This window comes from Gordonia sp. NPDC062954 (assembly GCF_044543825.1).
Taxonomy (GTDB): Bacteria; Actinomycetota; Actinomycetes; order Mycobacteriales; family Mycobacteriaceae; genus Gordonia; species Gordonia tangerina.
In genome coordinates this window covers 474,538-486,850 of record NZ_JBITWL010000001.1, presented here as the reverse complement: position 1 = coordinate 486,850, position 12,313 = coordinate 474,538, and the positions used below count along the sequence as shown (strand labels likewise).

Here is a 12,313-nt window from a genome sequence, read left to right as displayed (position 1 = left end):
CTCCCGCCGAGAAGAACCCGGCATCTCGCCGAGGAGGAGCGGGCTCAGTCGCCGTCGAGTGCGCGCAGCGCCTGATGACCACCGATGACATCGGTGGCCCGGTGCAAGCCGAGCTGCTGCAGCGATGCCGCGGCGAGGCTGGAGGTGTAGCCCTGCGAGCACAGGATGATCCAGCGCACGTCGTGATCGACCGCTTCGGGTAGGCGCGCGTCACTGGCCGGATCGCAGCGCCATTCCAGAACGTTGCGTTCGACGACGAGTGCGCCGTCGGCTTCACCTTCCGCGGCTCGTTGGCCGGCCGGGCGGATGTCGACCAGGACCGCGCCTGCCGCCACCTCCGCCGCGACATCGGCCGCCTCGATGCGGTGCAGGCCGCGACGCGCCGCGGCGAGCAGATCGTCGATGGTGGGCACGTCGATCACTCCGGTTGGTCGGTCAGCTCGGTCCGGGTCCGGCGTAATCGGCCCGGCTCGAGGACATCGTAGAAGGACATCGCCGTCAGCGGTGGGGAGTAGGCGTGCACACTCAGCGTCGGTTCGGTGGCCCCGGCGGTGCCGGCCGTCTGGCCGGGGTCATGGCGCTGCACATCGTGGACCCACCCCAGGGGGAACGATGCCTGATCGCCCGCGGCGAGCACCCGCACGGCGAGGTCCTGGCCGGTCCATCGGTACTCCCGCAGCGCCCCGGACAACACCGTCAGGGCGCCGATCGACCCCGTGTGGTCGTGCAGTTCGGTGGAACGGTCCGGGGTCCAGCTGATCAACCACAGGTCGAGCTCGTCGGTGGTCTCCAACCGTGCCGCCCAGCGCTCGATGGCGTCCCACTGTGGCGGGAGGAGGTGGTCGTAGACCCCGTCGAGGACGTCGGCCACACCCTGATCGGTGATCCGGCGCAGGTCTGCGGGCCGCAGCCGCGTCGGCAGCGTGGTGGTTCGGGTGCGCACTGGGTCGGCATGTGTGATCACGTGCACCAGAGTCGCGTCGGCGGGCCACGGCGTCGAGGATTGGACGCGCGCAGATCACAACGACGACAGAGTATGTGATCCGCATTACGTCTGAGCTCGTGGAACGGGGGCGGGTGTCGAACAGGGGGACGCCCGCCCGATACTCTTGGACACGGACTCATGTGTATGTGGCCCGTTCGTTCGGGGTCGCCGCGCGGTCCGTGATCCGGTGCGTTCAGCCCACGCACCGACCCCGGCGACGACACCGCGACCGCGATCGTTGCCGGGCCGCGAGTGTTTTGCAGCGAAGGAGAGTGTGGTGACCTACATCATCGCGGAGCCTTGTGTCGATGTCTTGGACAAGGCCTGCGTCGAGGAATGCCCGGTGGACTGCATCTACGAAGGTGGCCGGATGCTCTACATCCAGCCCGACGAGTGTGTCGACTGCGGTGCCTGCGAGCCGGTGTGCCCGGTCGAGGCGATCTTCTACGAGGATGATGTGCCCGACGAGTGGGAGCCCTACGTCAGCGCCAATGCCGACTTCTTCGACGACCTGGGATCACCGGGCGGTGCGAGCAAGGTCGGCAAGACCGAGGCGGACCCGGCGTTCATCAAGGGTCTACCGCCGATGAACGAAGAGGAATGAACTGACGCCGTGAGCACGTCTGGTTTCGCGACACGACGGCGGGTCAGCTCGGTGCTCCCGGACTTCCCGTGGGACACCATCGGCGCCGCCCGGGCGCGAGCCGCCGAACATCCCGGCGGCATCGTCGACCTGTCGGTCGGGACACCGGTCGATCCGGTCGATCCGGTGATCCGGGAGGCGCTGGCCGCATCCTCGGAGTTCCCGGGCTACCCGACGACAATCGGCACGTCTGCGTTGCGTACCGCTGCGGTCGGCGCCCTGGCCCGTCGGTTCGGCACCACCGGTCTCGACGAGTCGGCCATCCTGCCCGTGATCGGCACCAAAGAGGTCATTGCCGGCATGGTGTCGATGCTCGGTATCGGCGCAGGCGATGTCGTGGTGATTCCCGAGGTTGCTTACCCGACATACGAAGTCGGGGCGCTGCTGGCCGGTGCCACGGCGGTGCGGGCGGATTCGACCGTCGCGCTGGGCCCCACCTCACCTGCGTTGCTGTATATCAACTCGCCGTCCAATCCGACCGGCAAGGTGCTCGGCATCGATCACCTCCGCAAGGTCGTCGACTGGGCCCGTGACCGGGGCACCATCGTGGTCTCCGACGAGTGTTACCTCGGTCTGACGTGGGAGGGGGAGGCATACTCGATCCTCGATCCCCGGGTCAGCGGCGGCGATCACCGTGGTCTGATAGCGGTGCACTCCTTGTCCAAGGTCTCCAATCTCGCGTCCTATCGGGCGGGCTTCCTCGCCGGTGACCGAGAACTGATCGGTGAACTACTCGCCGTTCGCAAACATGCCGGGATGATCGTGCCGTTCCCCATCCAGGGGGCGATGGTCGCCGCGCTCGACGACGACGACCACGCGCACGCTCAACGCGAGCGCTACCGGGCCCGCCGCGAAGCGTTGCTCGCCGCGGTCACCTCGGCCGGCTTCCGGGTCGACCACTCGGAAGCCGGACTCTATCTGTGGGCCACCCGGGGCGAGGACTCACGAACCACTCTGGACTGGCTCGCCGACCGCGGCATCCTCGCGGCACCCGGCGACTTCTACGGTCCCGCGGGCGCGCAGCATGTGCGCATCGCACTCACCGCGACCGACGAACGCGTCGCCGCGGCCGCCGAACGTCTGAACCACTGAGGTGTGCCCGGTGCAAAACCGGGCACAGTCAGCGGTCAGTTGTTCTTGTGCAGCGCCTCGTTCAGGGCGATGCCGTCGCCCTTCCAAGGGACGACCTCCACGGCCCCGGTGAGGCTGTTGCGTCGGAACAGCAGGTTGGACTGCCCGGCCAACTCGCGGGCCTTGACCGCGGTGCCGTCCGGACCGGTGACCTTGGTTCCGGCCGTCACGTAGAGGCCGGCCTCGATCACGCAGTCATCGCCGAGGGGTATGCCGCAACCCGAGTTCGCGCCGAGCAGGCACCGCTTGCCCAGTGCGATGATCTCCTTGCCGCCGCCGGACAACGTGCCCATCGTGGAGGCACCGCCGCCGATGTCGGAGCCGTCGCCGACCACCACACCGGCCGAGATGCGACCTTCCACCATCGACGAGCCCAGCGTCCCGGCGTTGTAGTTGACGAAACCCTCGTGCATGACGGTGGTCCCGGGAGCGAGATGAGCGCCGAGACGGACCCGGTCGGCGTCCCCGATCCGTACGCCGCCGGGCAGCACGTAGTCGACCATGCGCGGGAATTTGTCGATGCTGTAGACGGTGACCGGACCGCGCGAGCGAAGGCGCGCGCGGGTGGTCTCGAAACCGTCGATGGGGCAGGGTCCGTGATTGGTCCACACGACGTTGGTCAGCAGGCCGAAGATGCCCTCGAGGTTGGTGCCGTGCGGTGTCACCAGACGGTGCGACAGCAGGTGTAGACGGAGATACACGTCGTAGGCGTCGATCGGCGCCGACGACAGGTCCGTGGTCGTGGTCTTCACCGCCACCGTCTTGACTCCGCGCGCGGCGTCCTCGCCGATCAGGTCACGCAGATCGTGTGGGACGGCGTCACCGTCGAGGACGACGGTCTCGCTCGTGGCGGGAGTGTTCAGTTCCGGCTCGGGGAACCAGACGTCGAGGACCACGCCCGGGTCAGCCGACCCGCCGTTGGTCACCGTGGCAATACCGGTTGCGAAAGCGCCGTTAGTCGTCACGGATGCACAGCCTACCGGGGGAGGGTGACACTCGATCGATGGCCGGGGCATCGACATCGGAGACCGCACGTGGTGCCGTGTGGTCGGCCGAACACGAGGTGGGGACGGCCGAGATCCTGCCGGACGGTTGCATGGATCTGATCTGGGACCGACGGCGTCTGCTGGTCGCCGGTCCCGACACCCACCCACACCAGCACGTCTGCGAGTCGGTCGAGCACATGGTCGGCATCCGGCTGGCGCCGGGCGTCGCGCCATGCGTGCTCGGCGTCCCGGCGTATGACGTTCGGGATCTGCGGGTCGATCTGACCGATCTCTGGTCGTCGGCGGAAGCGGCGCCCTGGCTCGACGCGCTCTGCGCCGCCGCCGAGCCGTCAGCGGTGCTGCGTCGACTCGCCGACACGCGTCGATGGGAGGTGCCCGGATGGGTCACTCCGGTCGCGGATGCGTTGGCGGGTGGTCGCCGCGTCGACGAGGTCGCCGGTCTGCTCGGTGGTACGACGCGCACCTTCCACCGCCATGCCCTGCGACATTTCGGCTACGGACCCAAAACGTTGCAGCGCATCCTCCGGGTACGTGCAGCGCGGGTCGACCTCGCTACGGGGGTCGAGCCGGCGCAGGTCGCGGCCGGCCGGCACTTCGCCGATCAACCGCATATGCATCGGGAGTTTCTCGACCTGGTGGGCCGCGGCCCGGATACCTTTCGGTGCGGCCCATAGCGCCCGAATCACTCGAGCGGGCAATAGAAGTCGACGGGATTGCCGTCGGGATCGCGGACCACGGCGTACCGCTGACCCCAGAATGCATCGAACGGTTCGTGGGCCGAAGAATGGCCGGCGTCGACGAGCCGCCGGTGCAGCGCGTCGACCTGCGCCGGCGAGGCGCACTCGAAGGCCACGGCCATGCGGTGGCCGCCGGACGGTTCGGTCCAGTCGGGGGTGAACGACGAGACGACATCGCGGGTGTCGAACATGATCCGCAACCCACCGGCAGTGGTGTCGGCATGCGGTTGGTTCTCTGCCCCCTCGGGGAATGTGAGACCGCACAACCGATAGAAGGCGAGAGCTGCGCCCATGTCGCGGGTGACGATGGACAGTGCGTTGAGCGCGGGAACCGGGGTGTCGTCGACAGAGGTCATGGCGGTGACGCTACTGCGGTCGGCGGTGAGGGTCTTGAACGTTTCGGACAATTGCTGCGGGTGGTGAGCGGTCGGTGAGCTCGGCCGACGGCTACGGTGATGGGGTGACTGCTGCCGACCTCGATCTACGCGCCGACCCGGTCGAGCTGACCGCGGCACTCGTCGACATCGCGAGCGAATCGGGCGACGAAGCCGCTATCGCCGATGCCGTGGAGAGTGCATTACGTTCCCAGGCAACCGGTTTCGAAATCGTCCGCGACGGCAACCGGGTTCTCGCGCGCACCGATCGGGGGCTACCGAGCCGAGTCATCCTGGCCGGTCATCTCGACACCGTGCCGGTGGCAGGCAATCTGCCGCATCGACGCACCACCGACGACGACGAGGGCGATGTGGTGCACGGCTGCGGCACTGTCGACATGAAGTCCGGCGACGCGGTGTTCCTGCATCTGGCTGCGACGTTGGTTGATCCGGCCCACGACCTGACGCTGATCTTCTACGACTGCGAGGAGATAGCTGCGAAGTACAACGGGCTCGGCGTGATCGAGCGGGAGCTACCCGACTGGTTACGCGGCGACGTTGCCATCCTCGGTGAACCGACCGGTGGACTGATCGAGGCCGGCTGCCAGGGCACCCTGCGGGTTCGGCTGTCGGCCTCGGGCGTCCGCGCACACTCGGCGCGGTCGTGGATGGGCGACAACGCCATCCACAAACTCGGTGGGGTGCTCACCACCCTCTCTCGCTACCGGCCGCGGACGGTCGACATCGACGGCTGTGAGTACCGCGAAGGGATGTCGGCGGTCGGACTCGGCGGTGGTGTCGCGGGCAACGTCGTACCCGACGCGGCGTATGTCGACGTGAACTTCCGTTTTGCACCCGATCGCAGCATCGAGCAGGCCCTCGCGCACGTGCGTGACGTGTTCGCCGACTCCATCGCTGATGCCGAACTCGGTGTCGAGGTCACCGACTCGGCCGCGGGCGCCTTGCCGGGGCTGTCGAACCCGGCCGCGGCCGCATTGGTCGAAGCTGCCGACGGCCGGTTCCGCGCCAAGTACGGGTGGACCGACGTCTCGCGTTTCTCGGCGCTGGGCATCCCGGCGGTCAACCTCGGGCCCGGAGACCCGAGTCTGGCCCATCGCGTCGACGAACGCGTTCCGGTGAGTCAGATCGGCCAGGTCGCAGATCTGCTGCGTGCGTTCCTGTCCGGCTGACCGATAGGGAGATCTTCGATGGCGCGCACCGAGTACGACTCCGAATACAACTCAGGCGAGACGGGTCCTCGTGGCTCCGACAATCCGTCGGCGGACCTGGAGACTTGCTACGTGGGCCCGATCCGGGTCCGCCGGGACCCCGGCGAGGCGTCCGAGACCACCGACCGACGCCTGCTCGAGTGGGTGGATCCGCGCGATCGTGACCTACGTGCCGAGCGCACCATGCGCGACTCCTGGCGAGTACTGCGAATCCAGTCGGAGTTCGTGGCCGGGTTCGACGCGTTGAGCGAGGTGGCCGAGGCGGTCACGGTCTTCGGGTCGGCCAGGTTGGTGCCCGGTAGCGCCGAGTTCGATCTGGCGATCCGGCTCGGACGGGCGCTTGGGGAGGCCGGCTACGCGGTCATCACCGGTGGCGGTCCGGGCGCGATGGAGGCAGCCAATCGGGGCGCCTGGGAGACCGGCGCGCAGAGCATCGGGCTCAACATCGAGCTGCCGTTCGAGCAGCACCTCAACGAGTGGGTCGACGTCGGCATGAACTTCCGCTACTTCTTCGTGCGTAAGACGATGTTCGTCAAGTATGCGCAGGCCTTCGTCTGTCTGCCCGGCGGCTTCGGCACTCTCGACGAAATGTTCGAGGCGCTGACGCTGGTCCAGACCAAGAAGGTTGTGCGATTCCCCATCGTGCTGGTCGGGCGGGAGCACTGGGCGGGCCTGCTGGACTGGATGCGCGAGGTTCTGCTGGCCAAAGGGATGATCTCCACTGACGACCTCGACCTGCTCCACCTGGTCGACGAACCCGCCGAAGCGGTCGAGATCATCGCCGCTGCGGCTGCCGGGCGGGGTGGTCGATGAGCGCGATCTGTGTGTACTGTGCGTCCGGCCCGGTCGATCAGAGCTTTCTCGATCTCGCCGCCGACCTGGGGACCGCGATCGCCGACGCGGGACACACGGTGGTGTCCGGGGGCGGCAACATCTCCATGATGGGCGCGCTCGCGGAGGCGACGCGGGCCGCCGGCGGTAGGACCGTCGGCATCATCCCGCGTGCGCTGATGGAGCGCGAGGTGGCCGATCTCGGTGCCGACGAATTGGTGGTCACCGACACCATGCGCGAACGCAAGCGATTGATGGACGAGCGGGCCGACGGCTTCATCACGCTGCCGGGCGGGATCGGAACCCTCGAAGAGCTTTTCGAGACCTGGACCGCGGGATATCTCGGGATGCACGCCAAACCGGTGGTGCTGCTCGATCCGGTCGATTTCTATGCGCCGTTGCTCGGCTGGCTGGATGATCTGTGTGGGCGTGGCTTCGTCTCCCGCCGCGCGTTGGACCGCCTTCTCGTCGCCCAATCCATACCGACCGCCATCCAACTTGCTACTGCTCGGTAAGGTAGGGCGCACGGCGTGTCCACGTGCGTATGGTGCGCGCCGCAGACCAGCGAGAACGCCGAACAACGCGAACATCGAGCGGCGTCAACACAAAGATGTGGAGTAGAGATCTGATGCCGAGCAGTGACACCCACACGGACACCTCCGCGGCCGAGCCGGTCGGCCTGGGGGACCTGGCCCGGGGCGTGGTCAAGATGGCGCCGCATGCGCTGAACATGATCAAGCATGCGCCGGGACTCATCCACCGTCCGCCGCAGGCGAAGCGGACCATCGGCTCGATCTTCCAGAAGCACGCGGCCGCTCACCCCGATCGACCGTTCATCCGGTTCGAGGGTCGGTCGATGACCTACGGCGAGGTGAACCGCCGGGTCAACAGGTACGCATCCTTGCTGACCGACAACGGCGTCGGCACCGGTGATGTTGTCGCGATCCTGTCGAAGAACAACCCGACCGACCTGATGCTGATCCTGGCCACGGTGAAACTCGGTGCCGTGGCGGGCATGCTGAACTACAACCAGCGCGACAAGGTGATGGCGCACAGCGTGTCACTGCTCGAGGCCAAGGTCCTCGTGCACGACCCGGACTGCGCCGAGGCTTTCGGGTCGATCCCGGCCGACGTGCAGCCGCCGCACGTTTTCGATTTCGCCGAGTTCGACGCGGCGTCCGCGGACGGCAGCGAGGACAATCCCGCGGTCACCGAGGAGCTGCCGGCGTCGACCAAGGCGTTCTACATCTTCACCTCGGGTACCACCGGTATGCCCAAGGCGAGCGTGATGAGCCACAACCGCTGGCTCGCGAATCTTTCCGGGATCGGCGGACTGGCAGTGCGCCTGCGCCACAGCGACACCATGTACGTGCCACTGCCGCTGTACCACAACAACGCGTTGTCGGTCGCGCTCGGCTCGGTCCTCGCATCCGGGGCATGTATTGCGATCGGCCGGTCGTTCTCGGCATCGAAATTCTGGGATGACGTCATCCTGAACCGGGCGACGGCCTTCTGCTATATCGGAGAGCTGTGCCGATACCTGTTGGCGCAGCCGGAGAAGCCGACCGATCGCCGGCACGCGGTGAAGGTCATCATCGGCAACGGGATGCGGCCGGAGATCTGGGACGAGTTCGCCGAGCGGTTCGGCATCGACCGCATCGTCGAGTTCTACGGCGCGAGCGAACTCAACGTCGCCTTCGTCAACGCCTTCAGTGTGAAGCGCACCGCCGGATTCTGTCCGTTGCCGTACAAGATCGTCGAATACGACGACCACGGCGAACCCCGCCGCGATGCGAACGGGCGTCTCACCAAGGTGGGCAAGGGTGGCACTGGTCTGCTCATCGCCGAGATCAGCGAACGGGTGCCGCTCGACGGCTACACCGATTCCGAGGCGACCGAGAAGAAGATCATCCGCGACGCGTTCAAGCCGGGCGACGCCTACTTCAATTCGGGCGACCTGGTGCGCGATCAGGGATACGCACACATCGCCTTCGTCGATCGGCTGGGTGACACCTTCCGATGGAAGGGCGAGAACGTGGCCACCACGCAGGTGGAAGGTGCCCTCGACTCCTTCGGGGCGATCGCCCAGTCGGTGGTGTACGGCGTGGAAGTGCCCGGCACCGACGGCCGCGCGGGCATGGCCGCGGTCAAACTGCGCGAGGGCGCCGATCTGGACCAGGGTGAGCTCGCCGCGCACCTGTACTCACACCTGCCGTCCTATGCGGTGCCGTTGTTCATCCGGGTGGTCGACGATTTCGAGCAGACCTCGACCTTCAAGAACCGCAAGGTGGAGCTGCGTGACGAGGGCTACTCCGACACCGGCGACGACCCGCTGCACGTGTTGGCCGGTCGCGACAAGGGGTACGTCGAGTTCTATGCCGACTATCCCGATGACGTCGCGAACGCGAAGGCGCCGAAAGGCTGAACCGCTCCCTGCCGGTCGAGTAGGTGTCGAGCGTTCGGTGGGTGTTGTTCTGCTGGTCGAGTTGGTGACGAGCGTCGTGTTCGGTGGGTGTTGTTCTGCTGGTCGAGTAGGTGACGAGCGCAGCGAGGAGCCGTATCGAGACCCTCGTTACCCTGGCACCATGCTCTCCACGCTGTGCGGCAAGTCCGTCGCCACCGACCGGGCCCTGGTGATGGCCATCGTGAACCGGACGCCCGATTCCTTCTACGACCGGGGTTCGAGCTTCACCGACACGGCGGCCCAGGAGCGGATCGAGCAAGCGGTGGCCGAGGGCGCCGACATCATCGACGTCGGTGGCGTCAAGGCGGGGCCGGGCGACGAGGTGGACGTGGCCACCGAGACCACCCGGGTGGTGCCGATGATCGGCTGGATCCGGGAGCGTTTCCCCGAGGTGTTGATCAGCGTCGACACCTGGCGGAGCGAGGTGGCCGAGCAGGCTTGCGAGGTCGGAGCCGATCTGATCAACGACACCTGGGCCGGCGCCGATCCGGCGTTGGTGAAGGTGGCGGCCGCACACCGTGCCGGCATCGTGTGTTCGCACACCGGAGGCGCCACCGTACGGACCCGTCCACATCGGGTGGCGTACGCCGATGTGGTGGCCGATGTGGTGGCCGACGTCACTGCAGCCGCCCGTCGAGCTGCCGATGCGGGGGTGCCGCGTGATTCGATCGTGATCGATCCGACACATGATTTTGGCAAGAACACCCATCACGGGCTTGCCTTGTTACGCCAGGTGAACGTTCTTGTTAATACCGGCTGGCCAGTGCTTATGGCGCTGAGCAACAAGGACTTTGTAGGGGAGACTCTGGGTGTGGATCTCGATGAACGGCTGGAGGGAACCCTGGCCGCGACCGCTCTGAGTGCCGCTGCCGGCGCCCGGATCTTTCGCGTCCACGAGGTTGCCGCCACCCGTCGCGTGGTCGACATGGTCGCTGCCATCGCGGGAACACGCCCACCCGCCCGAACAGTCAGGGGACTCGCATGACCAAACAGGTTCGTCGAACCCAACAACAACGTCGGCCGGCTCGTGCCGGGGGTCGCACCGCGACCGTTGCCAACAATCGGGACAAAACCACCATGTGGCCGACTCCCGCGGACACCATGGGTGCCAAACAGCGGTGGTCTGCCACCAACACCTGGGAACAGCCGGACTGGACCATCGACGAGTTGGTGGCCGCCAAGGACGGGCGCACAGTGTCTGTGGTGCTGCCGGCGCTGAACGAAGAAGAGACCGTCGCCGACGTCATCGCGTCGATTCGGCCGTTGTACGGCACGCTGGTCGACGAACTGATCGTGCTGGACTCCGGGTCCACCGACGCGACCGCCGAGCGCGCCCGGGAAGCCGGCGCCACGGTGGTCAGCCGCGAACAGGCGGTACCCGGTCTCGAGCCCGTCAAGGGCAAAGGAGAGGTGCTCTGGCGGTCGATCGCGGTCGCGACCGGCGACATCATCGCCTTCGTCGACTCCGACCTCATCGACCCCGATCCGATGTTCGTGCCGAAGATGCTCGGCCCATTGCTCGTCGACCCGAAGATCCAGTTGGTGAAGGGGTACTACCGGCGGCCGCTTCGGACCGGCGGCCAGCAGGATGCCAACGGCGGCGGACGGGTCACCGAGTTGGTCGCGCGTCCGCTGCTCGCGTCCCAGCGTCCCGATCTCACCGGAGTTCTCCAGCCGCTCGGCGGTGAGTACGCCGGTACGCGCGAACTCTTGTCGTCGGTGCCGTTCGCGCCTGGCTACGGCGTCGAGATCGGGCTGTTGATCGACACATTCGACCGCTACGGACTCGACGGCATCGGCCAGGTGAATCTTGGCGTGCGGACCCACCGGAACCGTCCGCTGATCGAGCTCGGTGTGATGAGTCGGCAGATCGTGGGAACGCTGATGCGGCGCTGCGGAATCGAGGACTCGGGGATCGGACTGACCCAATTCACCGCCGAGCCCGACGGTTCGTTCACCCCGCACACCACCGAGGTCTACCTCGAGGATCGACCACCCATGAGTTCGATTCTCGTCGAGGAGTCCGACGACGCGGAGATGGCGTCCTAGCACGCCCCAGGTGACATACGCCCCTGGTGACAACGAGTACGCCTCTACGGGGTCGATGACCGTCGGGGCACGCGCGGCAGGCTGTCTGCCACTATTGGTGCCATGCAGACGATGTTGCTGTATCTGCTGATCATGGCCGTGGTGGTCGCGGCGGTGTTCGCCGTGGTCTGGTTCGTGTTCGGCCGTGGTGAGGAGGTGCCGCCCATCGACCGCGGTACCACGCTGACTCGGTTGCCGCGTGCCGGCATCACCGGCGATCACGTTCGCGGCCTGGTCTTTCGGCAGACCCTGCGCGGGTACTCGCCGTCGGAGGTGGACTGGGCGATGGAGAAGCTCGCCCGTGAACTCGACGAACTGCGCGGCGTCGTGCTCGACCTGCAGGCACGCGAGGAAGCCGACATGCCGAGCGTCAACGGCATTCCGGGCCACTCCGTCGCGGCCGGCCCAGAGGTCGACGAGCCCCGATCAGACAGGACGTGATCGACGCGTCGATCATCCGATCGGACCTCCGTGCCGGGCGTCGAATGGGCGTTTTCGGCACGTCGCCGCAGAGTGCGCGGGTGATCATCTCGCCACCACGTATCATTGTCCTGGCACCTGTGGCAGTCCGATCGCTGCGCCGGGTGTCGTTCCACACGGTGTGGCGGATGCTCTGAAAGGAGTTCGAGAATGGCGGCGATGAAGCCACGTACTGGGGATGGCCCCCTCGAAGCGGCCAAGGAGGGACGTGGAATCGTTGTCCGGATTCCGATCGAGGGCGGCGGGCGCCTGGTGGTCGAACTGAGTGCCGACGAGGCTGCCGCCCTCGGCGAGGAACTGCGCGGGGTCACCGGCTGAGTCGATCAGCTGATCGGCAGGTTCCG

15 protein-coding genes are annotated in these 12,313 nt (G+C 66.9%); 11 read left to right on the top strand and 4 right to left on the bottom strand.

Features of this window, described 5'->3' with window-relative positions; genetic code table 11:
- Positions 1 to 44 precede the first annotated feature (44 nt).
- Both ACIGKQ_RS02280 and ACIGKQ_RS02275 read right to left on the bottom strand, forming a co-directional pair.
- Positions 45 to 413 carry a rhodanese-like domain-containing protein gene (locus ACIGKQ_RS02280; protein WP_235722444.1) on the bottom strand — a complete coding sequence of 123 codons (369 nt, stop codon included), beginning with the start codon at positions 411 to 413 and terminating at the stop codon, positions 45 to 47.
- A 5-nt stretch (positions 414 to 418) separates the two neighbouring features.
- Positions 419 to 964, bottom strand: coding sequence for a cysteine dioxygenase (locus ACIGKQ_RS02275; RefSeq protein ID WP_396572122.1), 546 nt, complete (start codon positions 962 to 964; stop codon positions 419 to 421).
- 295 nt (positions 965 to 1,259) lie between these two features.
- Here ACIGKQ_RS02275 and fdxA point away from each other — a divergent pair, with 295 nt between their 5' ends.
- Both fdxA and dapC read left to right on the top strand, forming a co-directional pair.
- Positions 1,260 to 1,589 (top strand): ferredoxin, encoded by a 330-nt coding sequence (gene fdxA, locus ACIGKQ_RS02270; RefSeq protein WP_235722448.1) that lies wholly within the window; start codon positions 1,260 to 1,262, stop codon positions 1,587 to 1,589.
- Positions 1,590 to 1,598: 9 nt separating this feature from the next.
- Positions 1,599 to 2,720, top strand: a complete 1,122-nt coding sequence (dapC, locus tag ACIGKQ_RS02265; protein WP_235722449.1) for a succinyldiaminopimelate transaminase — start codon at positions 1,599 to 1,601, stop codon at positions 2,718 to 2,720.
- Positions 2,721 to 2,755: 35 nt separating this feature from the next.
- Here dapC and dapD read toward each other — a convergent pair whose 3' ends face one another.
- Complete coding sequence (gene dapD / locus ACIGKQ_RS02260; protein ID WP_235722450.1) at positions 2,756 to 3,724, bottom strand: 2,3,4,5-tetrahydropyridine-2,6-dicarboxylate N-succinyltransferase; 969 nt, start codon at positions 3,722 to 3,724, stop codon at positions 2,756 to 2,758.
- 38 nt (positions 3,725 to 3,762) lie between these two features.
- Here dapD and ACIGKQ_RS02255 point away from each other — a divergent pair, with 38 nt between their 5' ends.
- Positions 3,763 to 4,440, top strand: a complete 678-nt coding sequence (locus ACIGKQ_RS02255) for a DUF6597 domain-containing transcriptional factor (RefSeq protein WP_266061770.1) — start codon at positions 3,763 to 3,765, stop codon at positions 4,438 to 4,440.
- Positions 4,441 to 4,448: 8 nt separating this feature from the next.
- Here the strand turns inward: ACIGKQ_RS02255 and ACIGKQ_RS02250 are convergent, their stop codons facing one another.
- Positions 4,449 to 4,859 carry a VOC family protein gene (locus tag ACIGKQ_RS02250; RefSeq protein WP_235722452.1) on the bottom strand — a complete coding sequence of 137 codons (411 nt, stop codon included), beginning with the start codon at positions 4,857 to 4,859 and terminating at the stop codon, positions 4,449 to 4,451.
- 104 nt (positions 4,860 to 4,963) lie between these two features.
- Between ACIGKQ_RS02250 and dapE the strand changes: the two genes are divergently transcribed.
- The 8 genes from dapE to ACIGKQ_RS02210 all read left to right on the top strand — a co-directional run bounded on the left by dapE (position 4,964) and on the right by ACIGKQ_RS02210 (position 12,287).
- A complete protein-coding gene (gene dapE / locus ACIGKQ_RS02245; protein ID WP_396572119.1) occupies positions 4,964 to 6,067 on the top strand; it encodes a succinyl-diaminopimelate desuccinylase in 1,104 nt (367 codons plus the stop codon).
- An 18-nt stretch (positions 6,068 to 6,085) separates the two neighbouring features.
- Positions 6,086 to 6,919 carry a TIGR00730 family Rossman fold protein gene (locus ACIGKQ_RS02240; protein WP_235722453.1) on the top strand — a complete coding sequence of 278 codons (834 nt, stop codon included), beginning with the start codon at positions 6,086 to 6,088 and terminating at the stop codon, positions 6,917 to 6,919.
- Positions 6,916 to 7,452, top strand: a complete 537-nt coding sequence (locus tag ACIGKQ_RS02235; protein ID WP_235722455.1) for a TIGR00730 family Rossman fold protein — start codon at positions 6,916 to 6,918, stop codon at positions 7,450 to 7,452. The genes ACIGKQ_RS02240 and ACIGKQ_RS02235 overlap by 4 nt, the downstream gene beginning before the upstream one ends.
- Before the next feature lie 113 nt (positions 7,453 to 7,565).
- Positions 7,566 to 9,362 carry a long-chain-acyl-CoA synthetase gene (locus tag ACIGKQ_RS02230; RefSeq protein ID WP_235722456.1) on the top strand — a complete coding sequence of 599 codons (1,797 nt, stop codon included), beginning with the start codon at positions 7,566 to 7,568 and terminating at the stop codon, positions 9,360 to 9,362.
- A gap of 160 nt (positions 9,363 to 9,522) precedes the next feature.
- Complete coding sequence (gene folP / locus ACIGKQ_RS02225; protein ID WP_235722458.1) at positions 9,523 to 10,386, top strand: dihydropteroate synthase; 864 nt, start codon at positions 9,523 to 9,525, stop codon at positions 10,384 to 10,386.
- Positions 10,383 to 11,450, top strand: a complete 1,068-nt coding sequence (locus tag ACIGKQ_RS02220; RefSeq protein WP_235722460.1) for a glucosyl-3-phosphoglycerate synthase — start codon at positions 10,383 to 10,385, stop codon at positions 11,448 to 11,450. Before folP ends, ACIGKQ_RS02220 begins: the two co-directional genes overlap by 4 nt.
- Positions 11,451 to 11,552: 102 nt before the next feature.
- Positions 11,553 to 11,930, top strand: a complete 378-nt coding sequence (locus tag ACIGKQ_RS02215) for a DivIVA domain-containing protein (RefSeq protein WP_235722461.1) — start codon at positions 11,553 to 11,555, stop codon at positions 11,928 to 11,930.
- Positions 11,931 to 12,119: 189 nt separating this feature from the next.
- Positions 12,120 to 12,287 (top strand): DUF3117 domain-containing protein, encoded by a 168-nt coding sequence (locus ACIGKQ_RS02210; protein WP_076479797.1) that lies wholly within the window; start codon positions 12,120 to 12,122, stop codon positions 12,285 to 12,287.
- The last annotated feature ends 26 nt before the right edge of the window (positions 12,288 to 12,313 follow it).